This is a genomic window from Celeribacter sp. ULVN23_4, assembly GCF_054788345.1.
Map to the genome: position 1 here is coordinate 1 of NZ_JBTVYO010000001.1, position 26,983 is coordinate 26,983.

Here is a 26,983-nt window from a genome sequence, read left to right on the forward strand (position 1 = left end):
CCGTATAGGGAGGCAATGCCAGAGGTTCAGGGGCGAGCATAATGCGGCGGCATCGACCGAGGCTAATGCCCCCAAATTTGATGTCCATCAGCTACTCCTCTCGCCACCTATCCCTGCAATTTGAACCGCAGTTTGGTGGGAAGGCATTGCATACCATTGGCTGATCTTTTCAAGGTTTGAAAAATTCGACGTGAGATACCGTGCATTCTTCAACTTTCTCTCAACGCCGACATGATTAAATTTCAACACGCCTTAAGATCGTGTGCAGCATTTATCCATTAATTGCGGCTGCCTCCTTCAGACATTTGCAGCAGCTAAGCTGAGGTCTTAAGCTTTTTCGCCGTCTTGCTCTGAACAAGCATCGCCTTGACTTAACACGCGTGCCCCTTCCACTTTGACACCTCTGGTTTCCTTCTCATTGAAGACCCGCAATCTGCAAATCGTAGCCAAAGTGGCCGACCTGACTTTGTGCAGGAACTCACTAAAGCGTTCGACCAAAAACCTGAAGCACAGCTTTTGGCCGAACGCCGTGCAACATATGAACGTTGCACGCGCCCAGCCTTTATCTGATGTCTCAGGTTAAAGGCCGGACGCTTTAGGAAACGGCGCGCTTCGCGCTATCACATACTTGGCATCTCGGGATCGCCGACATCTGGTTCATGCTGAAAGTCCAAAGCATATCGCTCTCCGCCCGGACCAATGAGCCCAACATCACTGGGCCCGAATATCCAGGGATGCCATTCTGATCCCATGATGCGCGCACGATCTGCCGCGCGGCCAATCAGGTCCCCGAGACAACGGGAAGGTTCAGAGCCTTCACCACAGCCTTCTGATGAGCCAGAATTTCGTCCAGCTTGACGTCCATCGCTGACTGCTTCATCCGGATCACCACGATCTCTTCGAACAATCTCTCGACCAGAACCGCCTTGCCGCCCTCGCCCGTCTCGAGCATATTGTGAAGCTCCAAGAGATGCTCCACGTCTTCGCCCGTCTTGGTCGTCCGGTCCCTTCGGAAATCCGCAGTTTTCCGGAACCCCAGCAAAAGTCCCGCAGCGCCAGCATGGCATCCGCATGATCAGTGTCGGTGTCCTGATGACGCCAGATGAAATACGGCAGGCGCTGAACCGCGAGGCCGAGATGACGGAATGCCGTCCGAAACACATGCCCCCATTGAACTCTCTCAAGTCGCAGGCCCGGCGGCATGGAGATCGTCACATACAGATATCGCGGCGGATCCCCCTCTGTCCCTCCGGACATTGCTCCAAGCACATCTTCCTTGGACCGGGTGAGAACATTGCCCTCGATCAGTTCACCCGGTTCCCGCATCACATACCTACTGAGCCGTCCGGGATCGCGATGTTCTGTCAGATAGGGTCTGGGCATCAGGTGATCGCCTTATGCAGATCCGCATGGATCTGTCGAAGCTGGGCCTCTATTCGCGCAACGGTCTTGGCATCGAGCTCTCGTCCCGACTCCACTGAAGCCCGGATTTGCGTCAGGGCCGCCGTTGCCTTCCAAACCGATGTGAAAGCTCTCTCCTGATCTGCGAGGACACGGTTGGTCAAGGCATGACGGATGAAGTCCGTCCGCTTCTCAAAGCCAAGACGCTCCATCAAATCCAATGCGATCAGGCTGTCTTCAGCCGAGAGGTTCGCATCCCATTTCTGACGCCCGATGAATTTCAAATCTGCACCTAAGTTTTTATCGCCGCTCATGTTAAGTGACGTATCTGAATGTAGTGCAGCATGATCGAAATCCCTCCCCGAATTCGATGACATGAAAAACGAAGTTGTGGAAAACTCATCCGATCATACTATCGGGCTTTTATTGCCTCCGACGAAACGAGCCTGCTTTTCGCCCAAAACGCGGATTTTGCGGTAGCTCTTAGGTTCTTTCCCGAGGATTGAGCCCATTTCGGATCGCCAAATCGTTGCCCCGCATGGGTCACCATCATGAAAACCCACTATATCCCCACTCTCAAAGCATATGTGCCTCAGTCCGAAATCCCTGTGATCCAAGCATACGTCGGCGGTCACGGCGCCTCTTTTACCGACGGGCTTAAGCACTCGGGAGAAATTATCAGACGCACAGGAAACGGTCATGGCACTCGCCCGTGCAATTGAAATCAGTCACACACCGGTCCCTATGACCCAGCGTCATCCGATTGACTCTGAGTATCTTGCAGGCGCCGGTAGGCTCCTGTGGGGCATGCCATCAACGCAGCATGAGATCCGTCCTCGACGATCATGCCGTTCTCGATGACCAGAATTCGGTCCGCATTGGCAATCGTCGCCAGCCGGTGTGCGATGACCAGAGTCGTGCGCCCATGCGACAGCTCATCAAGCGCTTTCTGGATGGCCCGCTCTGTCGCAGTGTCGAGCGCGGAGGTCGCTTCATCAAGGATCAGGATCGGCGGGTTCATCAGGAACACACGCGCGATGGCGAGGCGTTGCTTCTGTCCCCCCGAAAGCTTCACCCCGCGCTCACCGATCATCGTATCCAACCCTTCGGGAAGTGCCGCGATCACATCGTCCAGCCGCGCGCGGCGGGCCGCATCGACAATCTCCGCTTCCGTCGCCTCAAGACGACCATAGGCAATGTTCTCGCGGATCGTACCAGCGAACAGGAAAACATCCTGCGGCACGATGCCGATATTGGCGCGCAGGCTGGCCTGGGTCATGTCGCGAATGTCGACCCCATCAATGGTAATCGCCCCGCCGGTCACCTCGTAAAACCGAGGCAACAGAGCACATATGGTCGATTTCCCCGCACCGGAGGCCCCGACCAGCGCAACAGTTTCACCTGCCCGGACTTCCAAACTCAGACCCGAGATCACCAGGCGCCCGGCACCATAGCCAAAACGCACATCTCGATACCGTATATTTCCAGTCAGCCGCCCGATCTGCACGGCATCGGGGCAGTCCGCGATATCGGGTGCGGTATCGAGAAACCGAGAATAACGTTCGAACCCGGCGATCCCTTTGGGATAGGTTTCGATGACGGAATTGATGCGCACAATCGGCTGGAAGAACACATTGACCAGCAAGAGAAATCCGACGAAGCCCCCCGCACTCAAATCCCCTTCCACCACAAACCATGCCCCCACCAGCATCACGACAACCTGCACGAAACGCATCGACAGATAAGAAAGCGACATGGAAGCTGCCATCAACTTGTAGGCTTCGAGTTTGGTTGTCAGGTAATTGCGGTTGTTCTCAGCGAAAAGCGCGCGTTCGTGATCCTCGTTGGCGAAGGCCTTGACCACCCTGATCCCGCCGACATTCTCCTCGATCCTGGCGTTGAACTCTGCCACGCGCCCGTAAAGCGCCCGCCAGGTCCGGGTCATGCGCGTGCCGTAGCGTGTGGTGACAATGGCCGAGAGCGGCACGATCAAGGCGGTGATCAACGCCAGCGGCACATGCACCGACAGCATCAGAAGGAACGCCCCAATCAGCGTCATCACCGCGATGAACACATCTTCGGGTCCATGGTGGGCGACCTCGCCGATTTCTTCGAGATCCTTGGTCAGCCGTGCCACCAGATGACCGGTCTTCTGGTTGTCGAAATAGCCGAAGGATAGTTTTTGCAGATGATCGAAAGCGCGGCGGCGCATTTCCGTCTCGATCTTCAGCCCCAGCATGTGCCCCCAATAGGTGACGATCACCTGTAGCCCCGCGTTCAACAGGTAGATTGCAAACAGACCGAACACAGCCAGCGCAATCACCCCGATCTGATGGGTCGGTAGCAGCCGGTCGATAAACAGCGTCACCGCCATCGGGAAGGCCAGCTCCAAAAGCCCGGCCAATACCGCGCTGGAGAAATCCAGCGCGAAAAGTTTCCTGTGCGGGCGATAGTAGGCCGCGAAACGGCGCAACAAATCTTTCATGAAGAGGCTCTTTCAATATGTTCCGGGCGCAGCCGGTGTCCTGGAACCACAAGGGGTGCGCCACTTATCGGATCCGTGATGATTGCAGAGGACAGGTCGAAAACCGCCCGGACCAGCCCCTCGGTCACAATCTCGGCGGGGCTGCCCTCGGCCATGAGGCGACCGTCCCGCATGGCGACAAGATGGGTCGCATAGCGGCAGGCATGGTTCAGATCATGCAGCACCGCGACCACGGTGCGGCCATCCGTCTTGAGGCCAGCGAGGATGTCCAGAAGTTCGATCTGATGCGCGATATCAAGGAATGTGGTCGGCTCGTCGAGCAAAAGGATCGGGGTGTCCTGTGCCAGAACCATGGCGATCCAGACCCGCTGGCGCTGCCCGCCGGACAGTTCATCCACTTGCCGCGCCGCCAGACCGGCCACACGCGTCACCGCCATCGCCTGCTCCACAGCCCGCGCGTCCTCCTCGGACCATTGTCGGAACAATCCCTGATGCGGATAGCGCCCCCGCGCCACCAGATCGGCCACCGTGATCCCTTCGGGCGCGGTCGAGCTTTGCGGCAGCAACCCCAGCCGCCGGGCCACCTCCTTGGCCGGACGGTCTGAAATCTCCTTGCCGTCGAGCAGCACCCGGCCCGCCGTCGGCGAGAGCAGCCGGGACAGCGCCCTGAGCAGTGTGGATTTGCCACAGGCATTCGGCCCGACGATGACAGTGAAACCGCCCTCCGGGATCGCCACGGACAGATCCTGCGACACGTCACGCGTGTCATAGCGCAGCGTCAGCCCTTCGGCGCGAAGTGGGAAAGTTGGTCGCGTCATCCGCGATCCTCCCTGATCAGAAGCCAGGCAAAATAGAGCCCCCCGACAGATGTCGTAACCAGCCCGACCGGCAGTTGTACAGGAAAGGCGTGTTGCGCCAGACCGTCGGCGACGCTCAAAAGGGCCGCCCCCATCAGAGCCGCCGGAAACAGCGCCACGCCGGGGCTATGGGTCACCCGCCGGGCCAGTTGCGGCGCGGCCAGTGCGATGAAGCCGATCGGCCCCGCCGCCGCCGTCGCGATCGCGGTCAGCGCGACACCAAGCGCCATCAGCCCCGCACGCATCCGCAGGGTCGCAATGCCCGAGGCGCGAGCGATATCTTCGCCCATCTCCATCTGATGCATTGGGCGCCCGAGGCTCAGGGCAAGGGGAGCAATCACCGCCAGTGCCAGCACCACTGGCCAGAGATGCTCCCACCCCAACCCGTTGAGCGAGCCAGCCCCCCAGAACGCCGCCGACATTGCCGCATTCAGATCTGCCGCCCGGATCATCCAGGCATTGAACGCGCCGAGCATCGCCGACACGCCAATCCCCACGACGATCAGCCGAAACCCCTGCACACCGCGCCGCCAGGCCAGAAGCCAGACCACCAGCGCCGTGATCGCGCCCCCCGCCAGCGCGCCAGCCGCAGTCGCGTAATACCCGCCCGAGAACTGCAGCAGGACGATCAGCGCCCCGGTATAGGAACCGGCGGCAAACCCGATGATGTCTGGCGATCCCAGCGGATTGCGGGTGAGCGATTGAAAGATCGCACCGCTCATCCCCAGCGCCGCCCCAAGCAGCACCGCCAGAAGAAACCGAGGCAAGCGCCACTCCAGCACGATCATTCCGATCCGCTCCGGCGCCTGTCCGCGCAGGGCGGCCCAAACCTCGCCCAGGTTGATCGAGAAGCTTCCCAGCGCCAGCGCCAATGCCCCCATTCCGAAAAGCCCTGCTGTCATGACGACAGCAACCGTCAAAGCCCGGCGGTGCAACCGCAGGGACAGGGGGCCACGACGCAAGATGAGATAGTCTTTCATAGCCCCCGTGCCTCCCGTCTCCGAGCCAGAGCAATCAGCACCGGCGCCCCGAGAAACGCGGTGACGATGCCTGCTTCCAGCTCTCCCTGACCCAGCAGCAGCCGTCCGCTCAGATCGGCAGCGATCAGCAACACCGCTCCGTAAAGCAGGGTCAGCGGCACGATCCAGCGCTGATCCGGCCCGATGGCCCAGCGTACGGCGTGAGGCACCATCAGGCCGATGAAGCCGATCGGCCCCACCGCCGCCGTGGCGCCGCCCGCAAGCAATGTCACCGAAAGGAGGACCAGCCCTCTGGTGCGCCACAGTTTCGCCCCCAAAGCCTGAGCCAGATCATCCCCCAGAGCGAGCGCATTGAGCGCCGGGGCCGCAACAAGGGCCAGCACCAGACCGGCGAGGATCGCAGGTGTCGTTGCAACAAAAATGCCAAGGCCGCGCCCGGCGGGCGAGCCGATGGCCCAATGTCTCAGCCCGTCGAAAGCCACCGGATCGAACAGCGCCACGCCGGACCCGGTACCGCCCAGAAAGGCAGACACGGCGACACCGCTCAGCACCATGCGCAGGGGCGTCGGACCGCGCGCGCCCGTCGCGCCGATGGCATAGACCAGCGCGGTGACGCTCACCGCTCCGGCCATCGCACAGCCGAGCCATGCCAGAGGAAGCTGCCAGCCGAACAGCCCGATGCCGAGGGTCACGAAAAATGCGGCGCCTGCATTCACGCCCAGAATTCCCGGATCCGCCAGCGGGTTCCGCGTCGCCGCCTGGATCAAGGCCCCTGCAACGCCAAACCCCGCCCCGGCGCTCAGCGCCAGCAGCGTCCGTGGCAGGCGATAATTCCACAGGATCACATGCTCGGCGCGGCTCGGATCGAAATGAAACAGCGCCTCCAGCGCCGTATGGACGGATATGCTGCGCGCGCCCAGCATCAGGCTGGCCAGACAAAGTCCCACGAGCGCAATCCCGCCGATCCCGGCTGAGATCAGCCCGCGCCGATGCTGCGACGGCGGTGCGGATACCGCACCTAGAGTTCCCTGCACGTTCATCCCCGGCTCTGGCCTTCGATCCAGTAGCCGATGGCGGTCATGCGTTCTGAGGGCAGACCATGCCGATCGAAGAAATGATCACGGGCGGCACGGACCTGTCCGGCCTCCCCGGCGATCCAGACATAGCCTGTGCCCATATCGGGCCAGTCATTAGCACCCGCCATCTGCGGCAATGTCGCGCCTTGATGCCAGGTCACACTCAGCCCCGAGCGGGCACGGGGCAGCAAACGGTCTTCCTGCTCGGGGACATCAAGATGGGCGATCACTCGCATGTGGTCGGGCAGTTCTTCAAGAATGCGCCCGACAGCGGGCAGCCCGGTCGCATCCGCGATCAACGCGATCCACTCCGTGCCCTCTACCGGGGCGAATTTGCCCGCCGGGCGCGACAGCAGGATACGGTCCCCTGGCCGGGCGGAGGCCGCCCATGTGGTCGCAACCCCTTCGGCATGGCGCACGAAATCCACCGTCATCCGCGCGCGCTCGGCATCCCAGTGGCGCACCGTATAGGGCCGCGTCGGGGCGACCAACTCATCCGGTCTCTTGCGGCGCGGCACTTTCGGCGCTTCGGGAAAACTGAGCCGGACCCACTCGTCCGGGTGACCGGAGCTTTGGAAATCGGCCAGATCCGCCCGCCCGAGCACCACCCGCATAAGCGAGGGACTGAGACGGTAGCATTCCAGAACCTCGGCCTGAAAAAGATCACTCATGCCCTTCCTCCATCCGCACCACGGCGGCGGAGAGCCGATCCAGAACACCGGGAAACACATAGGGAATGGCCAGCACACTGAGGGTCGAGGTCCCCCACACCTCTGCGGGCGAAGTCATCGCGATATGGCCACCCGCACGCACCGCCGGGATCAGGGAAAACATCGGCTGCGCCTCAGCCGCCGCAAGCGCGCCTTCGCGATACCACATGACCAGCAAATCGGCGCCAAAGCGATCCGCCTGCTCCAGGCTGATACTGACGGAGGCCTTACCGGGGGACGCCTCGCCCAGTTTGCGCACCCAATCCGGCACGGTGAGGCCCAACGCCTCGAAAATCTGCACCCGCGGATCGGAGGGCAGGTAAATCACCATGCTGCTCTGCCCCGGAAAGTATGTTCCGAAGATGAAGCTCTTGCCCTCCAAATCGGGATAAGCCGCCCGCATCTCGGCAAGTTGCGATTCCACCGCGACAATTTGAGCCTCTGCCTCGTCCGCCCGTCCAAGCGCCTCTCCTGTCATGCGGGTCAACTCGCGCCAGCCGGCTATCCAGGGCCCCGAGCGATATACCACGGTTGGCGCAATGGCGGAGAGACGGGCATAATCCTTGTCATTCACCCCCGAGCGGATCGCCAGGATCAGGTCGGGGTCAAGAGCGGCGATCTCTTCGAAGTCGAGGCCGGAAGGCATCAGTTCCGGCACAGGCTCCCCTAGATATGGCGCGTTCCAAGGGAAAACGCCGGTTTCGGTCCCTGGGTATTTAGGCATCGCGATGGGCCGAACTCCCAAGGCAAACAAAGCATCTTCGCCACTCCAACCCAAAGTAAGAATCCGCGTCGGTTCGATCGCAACAGTGGCTTCACCCAACGCATGAGAAATATGGCGCGAAAATGCTTCAGGTTGAGCAGTGGCTTTCTCGATAGACACTGGGGAAAACGTCACTGACAACAGTAGAGCTGTCGCACAGCTCACTAAGCGAAGAGAAGTGGACATGAAAACCTCACCATGGCAAAGGCCGTGCCCCCCAAAAGTGGAGCACGGCAAAAGCCAAAAACCTGAATTAGAATCTATGAGACAGCGTGAGTTTTACTTCGCGGGGGGCACCCTTGAAGAAGCCGTAGCCAGCACTTGTGTTCAAAGCAGAATAATAATCCTTATCAAAGGCATTATTCACATTGATTTGAAGTGACGTCATCTCGTTGAAATCATAACGCGCCATTAGATCAACCACGGAATATCCAGGCTGTTCAACATTAAATGACCCGCTGCTGTAGTAGAGCTTACTCTGCGCTTTCAGGCCTCCGCCGATAGTGAGCTTATCCCCCGGCAAAGTGTATGTCGTGAAGAGTTTGAAAACCTGCTCAGGATATTGATAGGTGGCGAACTTATCCCCGGCAGAAGGACCTTCGGTGTATTCGGACACGGCATTGGTGTACCCGCCGGTCAAGCGCCAACGATCGGTGATGAACCCGCTCAACTCCAGTTCCACACCTCGTGTCCGAACGCCATCGACCTCTTCGAAGCACGCCGAAACCGCTGGGTTGCAATATGTTACGTCGGACAGCCGTGACGCAACATTATCTCGATCCACCTGGAAGACAGCGAGAGTGCCATTCAGGCGATGATCAAAGAATTCGCCTTTCAGCCCGGCCTCAATGTTTGTGCCCACGATAGGATCTAGCAGACTTCCATCTCGACCGAAGTTGTACTGCGGCTGGAAAATGCTCGTATAGCTTGCGTAGGCTGACAGGGTGTCGTTGAAATCATAAACAACACCGGCATAGGGAGTGAAAACCGAGTTTTCATCGATATCGCCTCCCGTGACCGCACCAGTGGAGAGAACAGTCGTCGTATTGGTATAATCATACCACGAAAGTCTCGCGCCAGTGATGACTTTCAGGGAATCGGTCACCGAAAACCGACCTGCAGCATATACGCCGATCTGCTTGGTGCTATGGTAGAGATCACTGTAAGGCGTAAAATCAGAGTATCGCCCGACCGATGAAGGGTCCCAGCTCTCGGGGTCGGAAACAAGCGAAGAATTACCGAGTGCGTTAGAAAGATTGAGCTCCGTCCTGTTTGCGTTGACGCCGAATACAAGATCGTGCTCCCTCCCCCAAAGCTCGATGGGGCCGCTCAGATTGGCATCGAGAGAGTAGACATCATTATCATAATGGAACAGGCGATCATGAAGATACAAATCATCTCCTGTATACCACCCATAGGAACCGGCCATATCAGACTCCGACCATGCGGCTCTTCCCGCGAGCGCAAACGTCCAACCGTTGTCGAAGTGATGGTCGACATCTGCAAAGACCGTGTGTTGCTCTTTATCCAGGAACTGCCAGTCATGCGCTATCAAGGTTGACGCGTCGAAGTCGTAAAATGAACCATCGGTCCTCACCGGCAGGCCAGACCAGTCATACCCGTCAATATTTTGCTTTTGGTAACTGTAGCCCAGACTAACCGTAGTGTTGTCGCTGACGTCAGCCTCGATTATTCCATAAAACAAACCGTCCTTGTTCGATGCCTCATCCCGGTAGGTAGTGCCAGCACCAAAAGCACCGATAAAGCGCCCGCGAACCGTACCAGCCTCATTCAAGGACATGGATCGGTCCAGCGTTGTGCGAAGATTTCCCCAAGACGACGCGCGTGTCGTGATCGTTGTGCTATCTTCGCTCAGCGGGCGCTTGCGCATCAAGTTGATTGCACCGGATGGATTCCCCGCCCCCGTAACTAAGCCCGATGCGCCGCGCAAAATTTCCACACGATCATACATGTCCATATCGTCAGCACCATCGCTATCCCTTGCGTAGTACTGAACGGGGTTCGCAACACCGTCATATTGAATGTTGTCGACGACCAGACCACGAGACCAGTATTGGTAGCGCGTGTCCCCGAAGTTCTGATTGGCGATGAGGCCCGGCGTATCCGAAACGGCTTGGTCAAGCGTTTCGTAAGATTTGTCCTTGATCTTTTGATGGGTTACCACTGTCACTGTCTGCGGAGTTTCTTTCACTGACAGCGGGAGTTTCACTCCCGTCGACATTGCACCGGTTGTATATGAACCAGTGCCTTCTGTGTTCGAACCGAGCGATTGAATGACAACTGTTCCAAGCAAAAATGAGCCATCATCGGCAAATCCCGCATCGCCCCCCTGAACCGCAGAAATTGCTGCTGACCCAGGCGCACTGACCTGCACCTGAAGCCCCGTGCCCGCGACCATCAACCACAAAGCTGCGTCGGGGGACATCGCCCCGGTGACAGCCGTCGATGTCTGCCCCCGGACCGCCGCAGAGGAATAGCTGATCTGCCAGCCGGTCTGACGAATGAACGTGTTGATCGCCGCGGCCAGCGGCTGGGCCGGAATGTTGAACGTCACGGCCTCTGTCGCAACCTGTTGTGCCTGTGCCGCCGGCGCGACAAAGCTCATGGCGCCGCCAAGAGTCGTTGACGCCAGCAGAAGAGCAACAATCCTTCTCATCTGACATGTTCTCAGGGGGCGGTCTTTTGACGCAACCGGTGTTCTAGCCATATTTCACTGTCCTCTCATGGTCCCGAGGGCAGTTGGCGTGTCGCACTTTTCTTTGCCCTCACCTATACCGACGTATGAACGGCTCGGAGTCGGAAAAAATAGTTGAACATTTATCTCAGGATTATGATGCCACCCGGCAGACGCACCATGCCGACCCCGCTGACATCTGCGAGTGTCCGCACGGCGGCCTCAATATCATTCAGCCTGTAGTTGCCGCTTACGAGGAGCCTGGCCGATGCCCCACGGGACAGAATGATCTTTCCGCCGTAATAACGCGCCAGCTCGTCGATGACATGACCGAGGGGTTGATCCTCGAAAACCAGCCTGCCCTGACGCCAGGCCAGACGTTGTTCCGTGTCGATGAGTTCAATCCCTTGCGGTCCGCTCTTCGTCACGTCAACACTCTCTCCAGGCTCCAACTCAACCCGATCACCGCCCAGACAAAGACAGCGCACATCGACCCGACCGCGTTCGAGAACAACTTCGTCGCGTTGCCCCTCTCGACGCACAGAGAAGGCCGTCCCCTTCACGACGGCTTGCCCAAACTGACCAGTCACTTTGAAGGGATGGTCGGGATCATGCTCAACATCGAACCAAGCCTCACCACGCAAAAGCGCGATGTTTCGGTGTCCATCCTCAAAATCAATCGTCACAGCTGAATCGGTGTTCAGAACCAGGGTCGATCCGTCTGGCAATCGGATGGTCGATTGCTCCCCTGCAACGGTCAAATAGTCTGCCTGCCAGTCGAGCATGAGCCGGGGACCTTGCCAAAGACCGACAGCCAGCACGCATATCGAGGCAGCGGCGGCCATACCCAACGCCCATTTGCGGCGCCCAACCCGAATATTCTGCCTCGCCCCCTCTCCAATGAACTTTTCAGTAATATCCTCAGGAAGGGAACGAACCGCTTTCAAAAAGCCCGCACTCCCCCACATTTCTTCGACGGCTCGAAACTCGTCCTCATGTTGGGGTTTCTCGGTCAGCCAGCCGCGAAACCGTGCCAGCACCTCAGCATCGCCTTCCGCCTCACGCAAAAGAAGGAACCAGTCGAGCGCGGCGTCGACAACGGGATCTTCATGCGTATATGCGACCTCGGTTCTTTTGGCCTCATCTTGACTTTTTGACACGTTCTCACCCATTCAATGCTTCGGGCCTCTCATACTATGACGTTTCACCGGCCCGAAACCGGCAATTCTCTTTACTCTCCCACATGAGGAATGCCCGATCCGGGAGATCACTCTTTCTCAAATCGTGCGACTGCATCCCGACAATGCCCAAGCGCCATTTTGAGATCGGTGAACACCGTGCGTTCCGACACCCCGAGGTACTCGGCGATACGGCGGTTGGACCAGCCATCGACCCGGCTCAGGATCATCACCGCCTGAACACGCCTTGGCAAACTGGCAAGCGCCTGCGCCATATGTCCAAAACGCTGCCGTTCGATGATCGCATCCTCGATCGACGGCACATCCTGCGCCACCTGCTCGATCATGCCCGGAGCGATACCTTGCGTCTCGACCTTTGACCGTGTTCCAGTCCGGCGCAGGTGATCGAGCGCGAGATTGCGTGCTGTTCGCTGTATCAGCGCCTCGGCATGATCCACGCGCCCCTGGTCCGCGACCTTTTTCACCCGGATATAAGTCTCTTGGGTCAGATCTTCCGCGACCTGCCGATCACGAACGATACGCAGCACACTCCAGATGAGCGACTGGCGCATATTCATGAAAACCTCTGTCAGTTCCCCGCTCATACGTACTTACAATCCGGCACTTGCGCATGTCAGGCAGCATAGGCAACCTGCTCTTTTGCTTTATGGAATGCAGTGGCTGGAGGTCGAGACTAGATCGCCCTACGTCTTGCGATGAACAGACCGCATGATTCAGCAAACTCATGGCGTGGTCATCCCCGCAATACCCTTGCAGTCCCAAGGTTCATGACGTCGTAAGCCTATCAAAGGTCCGCTGCGCTGCGAACGACAATTCCCTATCAAAATGATCAGAAAATGCAACACCACAGGAATAAAGGTATCCGACGCGTTCCCGAACAGATCACCTGACTAGGGTTAAGCCTAGCCTTCCGATGCCCAATCTACCGATCGGCCCATTTTTATACTTCCGTAGCGGTCCGCCACGCCATGCAATCAGATAGATAGGATCGGGCATCTGCAGACAGTCTTGCAATCCCCGCATACCGCGCCAGATCAAGAACCGGATCCTCACTCCTGTCCAACTCAACCGCATGCTGATCGTAGAGTTCTGCGAATTCCGTGCGAGAGATATCCCGGATCGAGCGCTCCATGCCTTGCCGGAACACCACACGATCAGCCTTCGTCCCGGGAACCCAAAGGAAATCCACCTCATCTTCGCTATGCAGATCAACCAGACCGAGAGCTCTGGAAACCTGCTCCGTGATGCGCCGACCCGTCCGCTGCCAGCCATGCATTCCGGAGACACGTTTGCCCAGCAAAGCGACCGGCATGGGGCCCTCACGCTCAACGACATCAGCGATCAGTCGCTCAAGGACGGGAATGTAATCCGCATCGTAGAACCTTTCGGGATCGGGTGATACGACGCTTTCTTCGACGCTCACCTCCGCCCCGGATGTCTCGGGCTCACGGATCTCAGTCCCCTCTGTGGCCTCAATCTCCTCACCCGCTTCTACTCGCTTAGCTTCGCGCGCGGCCTCCTCTTTGGCCCGCTTGGCGCGATCCGCGTCAAGATGCTCCGTCAGCTCTGCGTGGATGCGCTCGACCACCAGCGCAGGGTTGCGGAACCAGTCGGTCGACCAAACCCGGAAAATCGTCCAGCCGAGGTTCTCGAGAACCGCTTGGCGCACCTTGTCCCGGTCCCTTGCCGTGGCGGAGCCGTGATAGGTCGCGCCGTCGCACTCAATCCCGGCAAGATAGACGCCCGCATGATCCGGATGCACAACCCCCAAGTCAATCCTGAAGCCCGAGACACCGATCTGCGGACGCAACTCCCAACCCTTCGCCTCGATGGCCGCTTTGATCGCGGCCTCGAAGACGTTTTCGACCGGCCCGAGCGAGCCGTCATCTTGCGCCGGGAGCGCCACAGGCCCACGTGCTGCAAAATCGAGGAAGCCCTTAAGATGTTTCACCCCAATGGCCTTGGTTCGGGTCAGGTCAATCTGGTCGGCATGGATCGAGGCAAAGACGTGCAACTCGGCGCGCGCGCGTGTCACCGCCACGTTCAGGCGCTTCTCGCCCCCATCACCGTTCAGCGCTCCGAAGGCCATCGACAGCTTGCCTGCATGATCGGGGCCGAAGGTTATGGAGAACAGCATCACATCCCGCTCGTCGCCCTGGATATTCTCCAGGTTCTTAACGATGACCGGCTCTTCCCGTGCATCCTCGAAGAACCATTCCAGATCAGGTTTTTTGCGCCGCTCCTCGTCCAGCAGATCAAGGATCAGGCCCTGCTGTTCGGCATTGAAGGTAATAACCCCAAGCGTCAACCGCTCATCCTCCGGCCAGCTCAGCCATTCGTTCAGGCGGCGCACCGTCATACGCACGATGGCACGAGCCTCGGCCTCGTTGGTCCGGCCCTGCCCTCGCCCGTAAACGCCATCAACCTGATGCAGTTTCACCGCCTCCGAGGCCGTCGCCGGGGACGGGAAGGTCACCAGTCGCCCGCCGTAATAGTGCCAGTTTGAGAAGGCAATGAGTGCCTCATCCCGTCTCCGGTAGTGCCAGTCGAGTTGCTGCGTCGGGATGCCAGCCGCCGCGACCTCATCCAGAATGGACGCCAGATCGCGCTCTGCGTCAGGCAGGTCCTCTTCCCCGGCGTCGCTGCGCCCGAAGAAATTCGTCGGCGGCAACTGTCTGGGATCGCCCACGATGATCGCCTGCTTGCCGCGCGCAATGGCTCCGATCGCGTCCCAGGTGGTGATCTGAGAAGCCTCATCGAAGATCACCACATCGAAAGCGGCCTGTCCCGCAGGTAGATATTGCGCCACCGAGAGCGGCGACATCAGCACACAGGGAGCCAGCTTGGTGAAGGTATCGGGCATTTCCGCGATCAGCTCCCGGATCGGCATGCTGGGCCGCTGCAGGTTGAGCTGATGCCGCAGCTTGCCAAGTTCCGACCTGCGCGCGACGGCATCCTGGGCTGGCAAGCCGTGCTGGATGCGTGACAGGACCTGCCCCGCGGCCATGTGCGTTGCTCGGTCATCCAATTCCCGAAAGCGCTTGATCGCATCCTCGTGCGACCAATGCGAAAAGCCCCGCAATTCAGGTTGCGCATCCATGGCCTGCGGCAGCCACCATGCTGCATAGGCCGAGACAAAGGCACCCTCGACATCGCCTTCTACCAGTCCGTCTTCCACCGCCAGGACAAGGACTTCAAGCCCTGCACCAGCGGCCTGAGACCGGATATTGACCCACCGGGTCCAATCCTGCAGGTGCTCCTTGTTGTCCTGAATGCTTTTCAGAGAAGCACAGAGATCAGACAAAGTCATCCCGTCAGGCGATGCTTCTGCGACCCGGGCAAAGGCCGCCACATGCTCTTGCCAACTGTCATGGTTGTGCCGAAACAGAGTGATCGCGTTTCGCAGCTCCCCGGCACTGCGCTTGGCAAGATTATGGCTGGCCGCCTCCCAGCGGGCCCGGTCAGAGGCAAAAGGCGCAATCTCGGCAAGCGCCGCCTTCAGTGCGCAGGCAAGATCAATCCAAGCCGCCAGCTGCCCCGCATCGGTCTCGACACCCTTGGCCACCGGACACCCGGTGAGCGGAGTTGCCTCAATTTCTGCTCGGGCGCGCTTGGCGTCCGCCAGCGCGGCGATATCGGATTGGGGATCGGCCTTCCCGCTTTCTGCGTAGGTTTGCAGAAGTTTCCGCACGGAGGACTTGGCAAAGATCGAAAACGGCCACATCTTCGTCTGAGCAAGCCGCCAGCTGGCATCGAGCTGATCCAACGGAATAGCGTCCAGACGCTCCATTGGATACTGCGCAGAGACCCGCCCGGCGGCGACATTGTAGCTGGCAAGCTTGTTCGTCAGCGTTTCAGCCTGCGCCCGCATCTCCACGGCATCCCGCGTCAGCGACCAACTGACGTCATCCCCTGCTTCTGGGATAGATGACAGTTGCAGCAGACGCGCCAGCTCAGCGGCGTCTCCCGCCCCGGACCATGCCAAACCGGCATGGCGCGCGAGCGCCTCGGCGGCTTCTGTCAGCTCTCGGGTTGCTGTGCCAAGCTTCGCGCTTCGATCAAGAAGATCCGCCTGCCAGCCAAACGACCACTCCTCCGTCTGGACAAGTGGCAAGGGCATGCGGCCCGCGACAATCTCCCGGCACCGGCCAAGGGCTTCTGCCAGTTTCAGCAGATGCATGTAGCTTTCCGCATCATGCGCATCCTTGTTCGCAAAGCTCAGACTGAACGATTGTTCCTGACCGGCAGCCTTGCCGATCGCCTGGAAGACACTGAAGCCTTGCGTCCCCTTCTTGTGCAACGCCGTCACATAGGTGTTCAACTGTTCGCGGGTGACCGTCAGGTCATCCGTCACCTTGATCCATTCGTCCTCCGAGGCGCTGGAAGCGCGCGCCCAGCTTCGCCCCAGTTGGCTCAGCACCGATTTGCGATCCGCCTTGTTGGAGTGTAGCTCCAACACCGCGTCGCCCAGCCCGTGCGACGCGAGCCGCCGCTGCACCACGTCCAGCGCCGCCGACTTTTCGGCCACGAACAGAACCGTCTTTTGCATGGCGAGGCATTGCGAGATGATATTGGCGATGGTCTGGCTTTTGCCTGTGCCCGGCGGTCCGATCAGAACGAAGTCATGCCCTTCCTGCGCCGCCAACACCGCGGCAAGCTGAGAGGAATCTGCAGGCAGTGGCGTAAACAGGTCGCGCGGCGCGAGTCTTCTGTCAACATCGGCAGCCACCGGAAGCCCTGCCGCACTATCGGCCAGAAAAGGGTCGGCCGGGCTGTCGACAAGGTGTTTCACCAGCGCGCTCTCACGCAGGCTGTCCGTTCGCTCAACCAAATCCTTCCACATCAGGAACTTAGCAAAAGAGAAGGTCGAGAGCGCCAGTTCCTCCACCACCTCAAATCCGGCGACATCGCGGACCTTGCGGCGCATAATTTCAAAAATGCGTGGCAGGTCGAAACCGCTCTCGTCTCGCGGCAGATCGCCCTCCAGTTCAGGCACTTTCAGATCGAAATCCCGCTTTAGGAATTCGAGGAGCGTTGTGTTGAACCGCACCTCATCCTCGTGATGCTCGATCACAAATTCCGACTGGGCAGACTTGCGGGAAATTTTCACCGGGACCAGCAGCAACGGCGCGCGATAGCTGCGTGTGTCCCCTTCGGACTTCTTCCAGCGCAGAAAACCAGCAGCCAGAAACAGCGTATTCGTGCCCCCCTCCTGCATGTCGCTCTTGGCGCGGCGGTGCAGTTCAAGCAAACGACGCTCGCTTTCCTTCCGGGTCAGCGGTACGGCGATCTGCCCCTTCGCAAACGCATCCTTCGCGACCTCTTCAAGAATCCTTGGCTCATCCTTCACCAGAAGATCACGCGTGCCGACCGGATCCTCGTCCTTGAGTGCAAGCGCGCGGAACTTCTTGCCATCAGCCAACTGGTCTTCCAATGCCGAGACATTGGGCACAGGAAAGGCAGCGTCTGCTTGCTGTCCTTAAAGTTCAGCAGCCTGTTGCGCAGCGACAGATCCAGCAGCTTGCGCTGCCAGCGGGAAATCCGGTCCGCAGGCGTCGACGGCACATCCTCTTCCAGGAAATCCCCAGGCAGGAGGCCAAAATCCAGCGGTTGCGGCAAAGCTGCGGGGCTTGCAACACCCTTTTCTTCCGCGATCACGGGGGCCTCTGCGCGATGACTGGCCAGAGGGCGGATCCGAGCAGCACGCGCCCGCCGAATATCGACCGCCATGACAAAGCTGTGCTCATTGCGCTCCGAGGTCAGATCGCGCGCCGTATCAACCGCCTGTTCGAACCCGACGCTGGGCTTTTTCGTCAGCAAGGTGGTCTCCATGACCACGAATTCACGCGCGTCAATCGCCTTACGGACCGTCATCACATCCGGTTCACTGATGGTCCCGAAATCCCTTTCGGTTAGCCACACACCGGTCCACGCATGTCCCTCGGAGAACAGCACCACAGGATTAAGACCCGCTGCCTCCAAACAAGCCGCCATAAGCAACGCACTGTCCAGACAGGTTGCCAGCCCCTCTGATTTGATCCTGCCTGGGTCGCGGATTTTCTGACCGCGCAGCTCGAAACTCGCCGGCGGCACAGCGTAAGTCAGCCCCATCCCCATGACTGCCGACCAGATCGCCCCGGCAAGCATCCATGACCGTGCAGGATCTCGGGACTGGTAGCCATCCATACTACCACTTTGCCCCGCGGCTTCCAGCAACCGGCTTGCCTCCTTCAGGAGGCTCGCGACGACGGTGTCGTTGGGCGACACAAAGGCCGCAAGCAAATGCGCCATATCACCGACACCGCCCCATTCGTCACGGGCGAGCATCTCGATCGGACGACGCTCATGCAGCAGTTCTCGGTCCCCCTGCCGAACGACGAACTGCATGTCCCCCCACTCGGCTTCGTTGAGCCCGCCAAGGATCACGGCATCCAGCGGCGTCTCAAGGTCGTGCAGGTCTTGTGCCTGCCCCGGGGCCAATCGATCCACAGCCCAGCTTTTGGCCCGGATCAAACCGGGATGGCAGGTCAGCTCGACAGTGATGTTCTCGAAAAGATCATCAGAAAAATTCAGCAACCGTACGTTTCTTACAATCGAAACACCGTTTTGCGCAGACGCGAAATTCACTTTCTCCGCGAGAGAAAGTTCCAGCATCAGACCGCGTTGCGCCTCTTCCTCAATCTTATCAAATGACATTCTTAGATAGCCTATCTCAAAATTCTCTCCCAGAGAGGCATAAGTGCGAAAGTCTGTCAATTCAGCTGGGGGGAGCGCATGAAAACTACACGAAAAGAAGGCCCTCCGACATCGCTCGAACCTCACTCCGAAAACGTTTCAAGAATTCCGGCAACGCCTCATATTTCAGAGTTCATATTTCCTTGTTGTTCCAAGCAAAAAAACTTGGTTCAGTCAGCTATGGGGAAAGGGTCTAAATTTGATTAAAATTTTGCATACCGCCGATATTCATCTGGACTCGCCACTCCGTTCCCTTGCCATCCGGAACTCTGAGCTGCGCAAGGTCGTGACAACCGCAACCCGCGCCTCTTTCAGCCAGCTCATTGATATCGCGATAACCGAAAGCGTCACGGCCCTTCTCATTTCCGGCGATCTCTTTGACGGAAAAGAGCGCAGCGCCAGTACAGGTGCCTTCCTGATGGCCGAACTCGATCGCCTCGGAGACGCGGGGATCAGGGTGTTCTACATCAAAGGCAACCATGACGCAGAAAACCCGATCACAGGGACACTGGATCTGCCCTCCCATGTGCATGTCTTCGACGCTCGCGGGGGCAAGGAGAAACTGGTTGATGATGTCTGGATCCACGGTGTCAGCTTTACAGACCGCCACGCCCCCGACAGCCTTCTGCCACGCTTCAAAGCGCCGGTCCCCGGTGCGGTGAACATCGCCATGCTGCACAGTTCACTTGCAGGGGCCGCGGGCCATGACGTCTATGCGCCCTGCAGTCTGGCGGATTTGTCAGGCATAGGATTTGAGTATTGGGCGCTCGGACATATTCATAAACGGCAGATTCATTCAGACGCACCATGGGTGGTCATGCCCGGCATTCCACAGGGGCGCGACATCGGCGAGGCAGGTCCCAAATCCGCAACACTGCTGACCATCGACCAAGGCCGGATCGATGTGACCGAAGTGCCCACCTCGGTGGTTGAATTTGCCGAGAGCAAGCTGGACGTGACGGAGACAGACAGCGACGAAGACCTGCGCAGCCTGCTGAAGACCCAACTGAGCACGATGCGCAAAGACATTTCTGCGCCCGTCGGCGTGGTCCGACTGACCCTGACCGGCCACCCGACGCGTCATTGGCAAATCCTGCGGGATCGAGATGTCTGGATCGAGCAGGCGGATGAACTGGCTCAAACCGTCGGAGATATCTGGATCGACAAGCTCCTGTTCGACCTCTCGCCCCCCGAGGCGAACGAAGGTACAAACAGCGCCGCAGATGAGTTGGCAAAGACAATGGCGATGATCCGGACAGAACCGGGGTTTTCCGCCCTCGCCCGCGATGAGGTCGAGACCCTGCTGCAGGATCTGCCCGCGTCTCTGCGCAACAAGCTGATGCCCGATGAGGCAAGCCGGGATGCTCTGATCGACCGGCTGACCCGGGCAGGTGCGGATCTTGTCCTCGCCCAGATGAAGGGAGGCGGAAACTGATGCGGATCAAGCGCCTCTCTCTGGACCGTTTCGGCCATTTCACCGACCGGCAATTCGACTTCGGATCTGCCGCAGGGGGCCATGATTTCCATATCATCTACGGCCCCAACGAAGCCGGGAAAACCACCACGATGGAAGCCGTCTTGCGACTGTTCTACGGCTTCCCTCTGCGCGAGGGCTATGCCTTCAAGCATGCGCGCAATAACCTGCAAGTCTCGGCCACGCTCGATATCGACGGCACTCTGCGCGATTTCACACGCCTGCCGACGCGCAGCGGATCATTGATTGACGCAACCAGCACAGCCCTGCCAGAGACCGCCCTCTCGGCCCATCTCGCCGGGCTCTCCGAAGAGGATTACCGCCGTCTGCTTTGTCTTGATGATGAAACGATCGAGCGCGGCGGCGAAGAAATCGCGAATGCCGAAGGCGATATCGGACGCCTGCTCTTTTCTGCCGCAGCGGGGGTGGCCGACCTCAGCGCCGTTCTGGATGGCGTCCGTGCGCGGGCCGACGCACTCTGGAAAAAACGCGGCCGCACCACCCGCGTGGCCGAACTGAAACGCGCCCTCGCCGAGGTTGAAAAGGAGATCAAAGAGCGGGATGTGACCGCCAGCACATGGAAGGCCCTCAAACGGGAATTGGGCAAGGCGCAGGAGGCCGAACGCAATGCCCGCGCAGCGCGGGATGGGCTGAATGCCGCCAAAGCACAAACCGAGGCGCAGCGGCGCGCCCTGCCTTTACTCGCCGAGATCCTTGACCTGCAACAGGCGGTCGCCCCCTTCGCGACCTATCCCGATCATCTTGATTTCAACCCCGAGCGCCTGATTGAGCTGCGCAGCGACCGTGGTGTCGCTACACAGAACATCGCGCGCCTGACCGGCGAGATCTCAACCCTCACGGCGGAACGCGCAGAGCTCGCGCTGGAGGCGAAACGTCTTGAACTTTCAACAGCGCTCGACGCGCTGGAAGACCTCTCTGCCCGAGATCGCACCGCACAGCTCGATCTCGGCAGACGTCAGGACGAACAGCAGGCCGCCGAGAACGCGATGCAACAGGCAGCACGAGATCTTGGGATCGTATCTCCCGACGCCGATCTGCAGCGGCTTGTGCTGTCTGGCACCGATATCGCGACACTGGAGAGTGCGAGAGAGACCTTGCGCGAGGCCATTTCACGCGAACATGCCGAAGCGCGCGAAGTCCACGATCTGCAAGAGCGCCTGACCCGCGCGACCGAGGCGCTACAGGAGAACACCCCCGCGACCGAGAATGGCCAACCGGTTGGAGACATCCTTTTGCGTTTCGATGCGGACAGTCTGGCGCCAGCCCATGCCGCCGCGCTGCAAGCCATCGAAACCGCAAAGATCAAGCTCCGGCGTTCTCTGGCAGCTCTCACTTTTGCAGAGGTCACCTTTGAACAGTTGCCAGCCAGCCCAACCTCTCGCCAACAGGCGACAGACTGGTCGGAACGCCACCAAGAGCTGCTTCAAGACCTGCGCATCGCGACGGACAAGCGTGACGAATACCTTGCGGATGCGGAGGCGCGCGCAGCTCAGGCCAGCGCATTGGCACAGGACGCCCAGCTTGTCTCAGACACCGAAGCAGAGGAACGGCGCAGGCTGCGCGACGCGCGGTGGTCAACGCATCTTGCCGCGCTGACCCTCACCACCGCCACGGATTTCCATGCGGCGATGCAACGGCATGACATTGCTGCCGACACCCGACTGGCACAGTCCCGCGAACTGGCGCAGTTGCGCGAGATCGGACAGGCCCTCGCCGAGGCCCGCGCCCGTGCCACCCAAGCGGACAAGCGCCGGATCGCGCTTCGGGAAGAATGCTCTGACATCGAAACCTCGGTCCATGCGGCCGCGTCCGGGGTCGGGTTGCCGAACCGCATCACACCTGCCGAATGGCTGGACTGGGTGCTGTGTCACGACACAGCCCGCGACGATGCACAGGCGCTGCGAGACACGGAAGAGGCCAATCGTCCGACCCTCCAACGCGCTGCAGCCCTGATGGCCGAGCTATCAGCCGCCCTGCCCTTTGCTCCTGCGGATCTGGGCAGTGCCCTGAACACGGCACGGCGTCTGGCCGAGGATCAGCGCAAACACGTTGACGCAAGGACAAAGGCCGAGGATGCCTTGCGACAGGCGCAGCGCGACCTGACCCGGCGCGAAGACACACTCACGGAGGCGCGGCAGATCAGAGAAGCGGCAGAGACGGCCTGGGCCACGCTGATCCACGACCTGATTGGAGATGCGTTACCGCCCGAACGGCTGGCGGCATCTCTGGAACCGCTGCGCGCCTTGCGAGAAAACGAAACCACACGTGCCGCAGCCGCACGCCGGGTCTCGACCATGCGTGCAGACCAAACCTTGTTCTGCCAAGAGGTCGACGCCTTGGCGCTCGCCCACGACCTGCCCCCTCTCACGACAGCAGCGGACACATTTGCCGCGCTCAAATCCCTTGCCGAACAGGACCGCATGGCCCGAAAGACGGCCCAAAAACTCGATGACGCCATAGCGACCGCCAAAACGGAGAAAGACCACCATCAGAACAGGCTGGACTTCATCGATCAGGAGGTCGAGGCGATCGCGGCGTTCTTCCCCGACCCCGTCCCCGCGCGAGACATCGACGCGCTGCGGGATATCGCGACCCGCGCCCAAAAGGTGATCGAAACCCGTGCCACGCTGGAGAAACTCACACGTCAGCTTCTGTCCGAGCTCAATACGCCCGACATTGAAGCCGCGCAGGCCCGGCTTGCAGAGGTCTCGGCCCCCGAGCTGGAGGCCGCCCTGGACAACAACGGCTCCGACCTTGCCCATGCCGAGGACGCATTGACACGGGCCATCCAGAACCGGGTCACGGCCGAACATGCCCTTGCCGACGTGAAGGGAGATGATGCGATTGCCCTGCTCGCCGAACAGAAAGCAACGCTGGAACTGGAGCTTGAGGACGCGGCACTTAAGCAGCTCGAACTGTCTCTGGGTCATCACCTCGCATCAGACGCCATCCGGCGCTATCGCGACAGCCACCGCAGCGATATGCTGACAGCAACGGAGCAATGCTTTGCCAGCCTCACACAAGGGGCCTATCCGTCCCTGAGCACCCAAATCGACAAGGAGACCGAGGTGTTGCTCGCCGTCGACGGAAATGGTGTCAGCAAGCGTGCGGCTGAGATGTCGAAGGGCACGCGGTTCCAACTTTACCTCGCGCTGCGCGCTGCGGCCCATGAACAGCTTGTCGCCCAGGGCACGACACTGCCGTTTTTCTGCGACGACATTTTCGAGACCTTCGATGAGGCGCGCACCAGTGCCGCCTGCCGTGTCATGGAAACCATCGGTGCGCGCGGACAGGCTATTTACTTGACCCATCATCGTCATGTGGTGGAAATCGCCAAATCCGTTTGCGCCACGCCGCCAACCATTCATGAGCTTTAAAGTGCTCAATTCACCAGCTGAGAATTGACCTTGCTACGCGAGCACAATGTTGAGCACTCAATGAATCTACGGGGCGGTTGCCATGACAACGCCGTCGGCGAAAGCTTCTTCCAGTTGCCCAATCGCAAAAAAGTCAGGCGTCAGCAACATCCGGCGCACGAAGACGCGCGGCGGGATGTATTGGAATACATAGAGTTCCCCCCCCCCCCTAAACTCAAAAAATCTAACAACGGAATACTCTCGTCCGTTGACTATGAGAACAGACACTTCAAACTGGGGAAAAGCAGAGGTCTAAGAGTTCAGTCCCAGCATCCGAGGTTTTCGCCAACTAATCGTGTGAAAGTTAAACTGAACTATTGCGGCTCGGCTTCCTCTGTAGAATTGCGTGCCGCGAGCCATTCGGCCATCACACGGCGGACCACTTCCGGGCGAGACGGCAGATCCTCTTGGGCCCGTCGATACTCATCAATCGCACGCAGCATGTCACGGTCCATGCGAATGTTGACTGGCTGCACAGCGCAGAACGTGACTGGGAAGCTGCGACGATCGCGTGCAAAAAGGTGATCGATCTGCCCGCGACGCGCCCCAGCGATACACCTCTGCAAAAGTTGGCGCAGATGATTTGGTTCACTCTGGGTTGCGAAACTTTCGCAGAATTGTGCTCCGCACAGCAGGTGCTGGCCAGCCATCCGGATCTGTTTTCGCAAACAGGCCATGACCTCGTCTCACGCCGGATTGAGGCGATGCTGGCGCGTGGCCGCGCGCAGTTCGATGAACTGTGCAAGCTTGATATGCTGGCCGATCTGGAGATCGCTGGACCAGCCGGAACCGCCGACAGAAAGTCCTGAACTGGAAGTCGCTGCGGCCTGACATCCAGACTTCGCGCTTGTCCGGTTCGCCTGACCCGGCGCGCCTTTTCCTTTTTCGCAAATGATGTGCCGTGTGGGACGGGGGATACCCGATTTGCCTATCCGCACATGGTTGCGCTTTTCAGGGAGATGTCCAATGGAACACCCCACTTTGTCGCAAGCACCGATGCCGGTGCAATCCTGTATTCCTTTTTCCGAAGATAGTCAGCCGCTGTTCTTGCCTCGACGTTCCTGGCATTTCAGCGCCGAAACATGGCCCCTTTGGCCCGGTGAGTTTCCGGAAGACTGGGATGACATCGCCTCCGGGAAAGGTTTTCGCATTCTCGGCAGGAGCCGGGATCGCTATCATCTGATCCTGAAATGCGAGAGCTGCGGCGGATTGACCGCGCATAAAATCTATACGCTCAGGACCGCGCAACCGATCTGTGGTGCATGCCATCTCCGAAAGATCAAGGCCACGGCGCAGGCCGCCGGATTGATCTTCCTTGGCTTTCACCCGGAGGATCGCCACTCCGGCATCTACAGGATGGAATGCGGCCATGAGGTCACGCGGCAATTTGGTCTCGTTGAACGCATCGCACGCGGCGAGGTCAGCGCACGCTGTGAAACCTGCCTCATCGCCCGAGAAGAGGATGAAGCCCGCCGCGCAGGCTGGACCCGGATCGGGCGCGATCCGGACGGCAACGAGAATTATCGCCTGTACCGGCACAGCTGCGGGCATGAACAGCGCATCGCGCGCGTCAACATGGCATGGCAACAATGCGACTGCGCAGGATGTGGTCAGAGCTGGGTGTGGCAGAGCGGATCGCCCTGCTGACCGGCACATCGCCCTCCCGGCAGATGCAAGCCGAAATCCCGCGCCCAGAGGTGATCGCGGGCGCGACACCTGCCCACTGGGCGGCCCGGAGCATCGTGGAGGATCTTGCCGCGTGGCAAGAGGGCGAAATCGTCTGGACAGAGATGTCGCATTCGCTTCTGTTTCATGGTACCCTGGGGACCGGAAAGACCTTTCTTGCCCGACAAATGGCCGCAGCATCCGGTATTGCCTTGGTCGAGGGCAGCTTTGCAGTCTGGCAATCGGCAGGCCACTTGGGACAAATGCTCGCGGCGATGATCAAGTGCTTTGACGAGGCCATTGCCCAAGCCCCCTGCATTCTCTTTATCGACGAGATCGACGCTGCCGGCTCTCGCTTCGATGGAGATCACCACAACATGAATTACCGCGCGCAGGTCGTGAATGGCTTTCTTCAGCAAATCGACAGGCTGGCGCTCACACCCGGCGTGATCTTGGTCGGTGCCTGCAATCAGCTAAATCGGCTGGATCCGGCGATCACGCGGCCGGGACGCTTCGACCAGACCGTCAGGATGCCGCTTCCTTCCCTGCAGGATATCATCCGTATTCTGAGCAAGGTCCTGTCGGGCGCCCTGCCGGAAGGTGAGATCGCGCAACTGGCCCGCGAGGCTGTCGGCAAAACGCCAGCCGAACTGGATGCTGCAATGCGGGCAACAAAGGCAGATGCACGCCGACAGCAGGTCGCCATCTCGCCGGTTCTGCTTCGCAGGCATCTCGGGATCGAAAGACCCGACCCGGCTCTGCTTCATCGCATCGCAGTCCATGAAGCCGGGCACGCCCTCGCCGCTGAACTCCTTTCGCCCGGAGCCGTCGTCAAGGTCACCGTATCCAGCCGGGATGGGCTTACTGAGCGTCGGCCAGCACTACAGCATCTGACGGTCAAGGAAATCGAGACCGAACTCCTGATCCTGATGAGCGGGCGTGCCGCCGAACGGCTCGCACTCGGCTCGATCTCCGGCGGCGCTGGCGGAGACACCCGCAGCGATCTCGCACAGGCAAGTGCGCTGGTGCTTCAGATGGACCGGGAACTCGGCCTTGGGCAAAACGGTGACGGATGGATCGGCCCGGCGGATATGCACAGGCTGACCAGCGAAGAGAAGCAGCGGCTGCGTACCAAGCTGGAAAAGGCAGAGCGGAGAGCACACGCACTTCTCACCCCCAATAAAGAAGTGCTTCTCAAGATTGCAAACGAACTGACGGAGCGGCGCGAGATGGATGCCTCTGATCTTGCCCACTGGTTTGCAAAGACAGTTTCCTGTCGACCGTCACAACAAGCCCCGGCCCCGCGTAAAGGCACAGCATGAGAACCACGACGAGAACCGTGACCTGCCATCCCACGAAAACCTTGCCGGTTTCCGGAAAACTCACTTCAGGAAAATTTTTGCCAAAGCATTGATCAAGGCTTCCGACACGCTTGGCTTGCAGCGAACCGGAGGACGCCCCCCTTATAGGAGGAATTTTACGGAAAATCAGAAAGTTATCCACACC

General features: G+C 59.6%; 19 protein-coding genes. 5 read left to right on the forward strand and 14 right to left on the reverse strand.

The features are described 5' to 3' along the window. Positions 1-781 precede the first annotated feature (781 nt). From ACYBHZ_RS00005 to ACYBHZ_RS00065, 13 genes are all read right to left on the reverse strand, one after another. Entirely contained in the window at positions 782-952 is a 171-nt protein-coding gene (locus tag ACYBHZ_RS00005; protein WP_460272136.1) for a hypothetical protein, read from the reverse strand. 430 nt (positions 953-1,382) lie between these two features. Continuing rightward, positions 1,383-1,715, reverse strand: a complete 333-nt coding sequence (locus ACYBHZ_RS00010; RefSeq protein ID WP_460272137.1) for a hypothetical protein — start codon at positions 1,713-1,715, stop codon at positions 1,383-1,385. A gap of 428 nt (positions 1,716-2,143) precedes the next feature. Continuing rightward, a complete protein-coding gene (locus ACYBHZ_RS00015; RefSeq protein WP_460273165.1) occupies positions 2,144-3,877 on the reverse strand; it encodes an ABC transporter ATP-binding protein in 1,734 nt (577 codons plus the stop codon). A gap of 5 nt (positions 3,878-3,882) precedes the next feature. After that, the gene (locus ACYBHZ_RS00020; RefSeq protein ID WP_460272138.1) at positions 3,883-4,704 is read right to left on the reverse strand and encodes an ABC transporter ATP-binding protein; all 822 of its coding nucleotides are present in this window, start codon (positions 4,702-4,704) and stop codon (positions 3,883-3,885) included. Further along, positions 4,701-5,723 carry a FecCD family ABC transporter permease gene (locus ACYBHZ_RS00025; RefSeq protein ID WP_460272139.1) on the reverse strand — a complete coding sequence of 341 codons (1,023 nt, stop codon included), beginning with the start codon at positions 5,721-5,723 and terminating at the stop codon, positions 4,701-4,703. The genes ACYBHZ_RS00020 and ACYBHZ_RS00025 overlap by 4 nt, the downstream gene beginning before the upstream one ends. Next, positions 5,720-6,763: a FecCD family ABC transporter permease gene (locus ACYBHZ_RS00030; RefSeq protein WP_460272140.1), complete on the reverse strand. Its 1,044-nt coding sequence runs from the start codon at positions 6,761-6,763 to the stop codon at positions 5,720-5,722. The genes ACYBHZ_RS00025 and ACYBHZ_RS00030 overlap by 4 nt, the downstream gene beginning before the upstream one ends. Then, positions 6,760-7,470: a siderophore-interacting protein gene (locus ACYBHZ_RS00035; protein ID WP_460272141.1), complete on the reverse strand. Its 711-nt coding sequence runs from the start codon at positions 7,468-7,470 to the stop codon at positions 6,760-6,762. The genes ACYBHZ_RS00030 and ACYBHZ_RS00035 overlap by 4 nt, the downstream gene beginning before the upstream one ends. Continuing rightward, positions 7,463-8,458: an iron-siderophore ABC transporter substrate-binding protein gene (locus ACYBHZ_RS00040; protein ID WP_460272142.1), complete on the reverse strand. Its 996-nt coding sequence runs from the start codon at positions 8,456-8,458 to the stop codon at positions 7,463-7,465. The genes ACYBHZ_RS00035 and ACYBHZ_RS00040 overlap by 8 nt, the downstream gene beginning before the upstream one ends. A gap of 67 nt (positions 8,459-8,525) precedes the next feature. Then, positions 8,526-11,000, reverse strand: coding sequence for a TonB-dependent siderophore receptor (locus ACYBHZ_RS00045; protein WP_460272143.1), 2,475 nt, complete (start codon positions 10,998-11,000; stop codon positions 8,526-8,528). A gap of 110 nt (positions 11,001-11,110) precedes the next feature. After that, complete coding sequence (locus tag ACYBHZ_RS00050) at positions 11,111-12,139, reverse strand: FecR family protein (RefSeq protein WP_460272144.1); 1,029 nt, start codon at positions 12,137-12,139, stop codon at positions 11,111-11,113. Between the two features lie 95 nt (positions 12,140-12,234). After that, positions 12,235-12,723 (reverse strand): RNA polymerase sigma factor, encoded by a 489-nt coding sequence (locus tag ACYBHZ_RS00055; RefSeq protein ID WP_460272145.1) that lies wholly within the window; start codon positions 12,721-12,723, stop codon positions 12,235-12,237. 383 nt (positions 12,724-13,106) lie between these two features. Continuing rightward, positions 13,107-17,588 carry a DUF3320 domain-containing protein gene (locus tag ACYBHZ_RS00060; RefSeq protein ID WP_460272146.1) on the reverse strand — a complete coding sequence of 1,494 codons (4,482 nt, stop codon included), beginning with the start codon at positions 17,586-17,588 and terminating at the stop codon, positions 13,107-13,109. Continuing rightward, positions 17,513-18,820 (reverse strand): DUF4011 domain-containing protein, encoded by a 1,308-nt coding sequence (locus tag ACYBHZ_RS00065; protein ID WP_460272147.1) that lies wholly within the window; start codon positions 18,818-18,820, stop codon positions 17,513-17,515. The genes ACYBHZ_RS00060 and ACYBHZ_RS00065 overlap by 76 nt, the downstream gene beginning before the upstream one ends. Before the next feature lie 280 nt (positions 18,821-19,100). On the opposite strand from ACYBHZ_RS00065, the gene ACYBHZ_RS00070 reads away from it, so the two are divergent. Further along, positions 19,101-20,336, forward strand: coding sequence for a metallophosphoesterase family protein (locus tag ACYBHZ_RS00070; protein ID WP_460272148.1), 1,236 nt, complete (start codon positions 19,101-19,103; stop codon positions 20,334-20,336). Further along, positions 20,336-23,773 carry an ATP-binding protein gene (locus ACYBHZ_RS00075; protein ID WP_460272149.1) on the forward strand — a complete coding sequence of 1,146 codons (3,438 nt, stop codon included), beginning with the start codon at positions 20,336-20,338 and terminating at the stop codon, positions 23,771-23,773. The genes ACYBHZ_RS00070 and ACYBHZ_RS00075 overlap by 1 nt, the downstream gene beginning before the upstream one ends. Positions 23,774-24,126: 353 nt before the next feature. Here the strand turns inward: ACYBHZ_RS00075 and ACYBHZ_RS00080 are convergent, their stop codons facing one another. Beyond that, the gene (locus ACYBHZ_RS00080) at positions 24,127-24,267 is read right to left on the reverse strand and encodes a ribbon-helix-helix protein, CopG family (RefSeq protein ID WP_460272150.1); all 141 of its coding nucleotides are present in this window, start codon (positions 24,265-24,267) and stop codon (positions 24,127-24,129) included. A gap of 66 nt (positions 24,268-24,333) precedes the next feature. On the opposite strand from ACYBHZ_RS00080, the gene ACYBHZ_RS00085 reads away from it, so the two are divergent. The 3 genes from ACYBHZ_RS00085 (at position 24,334) to ACYBHZ_RS00095 (ending at position 26,799) form a co-directional block, all read left to right on the forward strand. Further along, positions 24,334-24,621, forward strand: coding sequence for a hypothetical protein (locus tag ACYBHZ_RS00085; protein ID WP_460272151.1), 288 nt, complete (start codon positions 24,334-24,336; stop codon positions 24,619-24,621). Positions 24,622-24,778: 157 nt separating this feature from the next. Further along, the gene (locus ACYBHZ_RS00090) at positions 24,779-25,459 is read left to right on the forward strand and encodes a hypothetical protein (protein WP_460272152.1); all 681 of its coding nucleotides are present in this window, start codon (positions 24,779-24,781) and stop codon (positions 25,457-25,459) included. Further along, on the forward strand, positions 25,435-26,799 hold the full coding sequence (locus ACYBHZ_RS00095) for an AAA family ATPase (protein ID WP_460272153.1): 1,365 nt from the start codon (positions 25,435-25,437) through the stop codon (positions 26,797-26,799). The genes ACYBHZ_RS00090 and ACYBHZ_RS00095 overlap by 25 nt, the downstream gene beginning before the upstream one ends. The last annotated feature ends 184 nt before the right edge of the window (positions 26,800-26,983 follow it).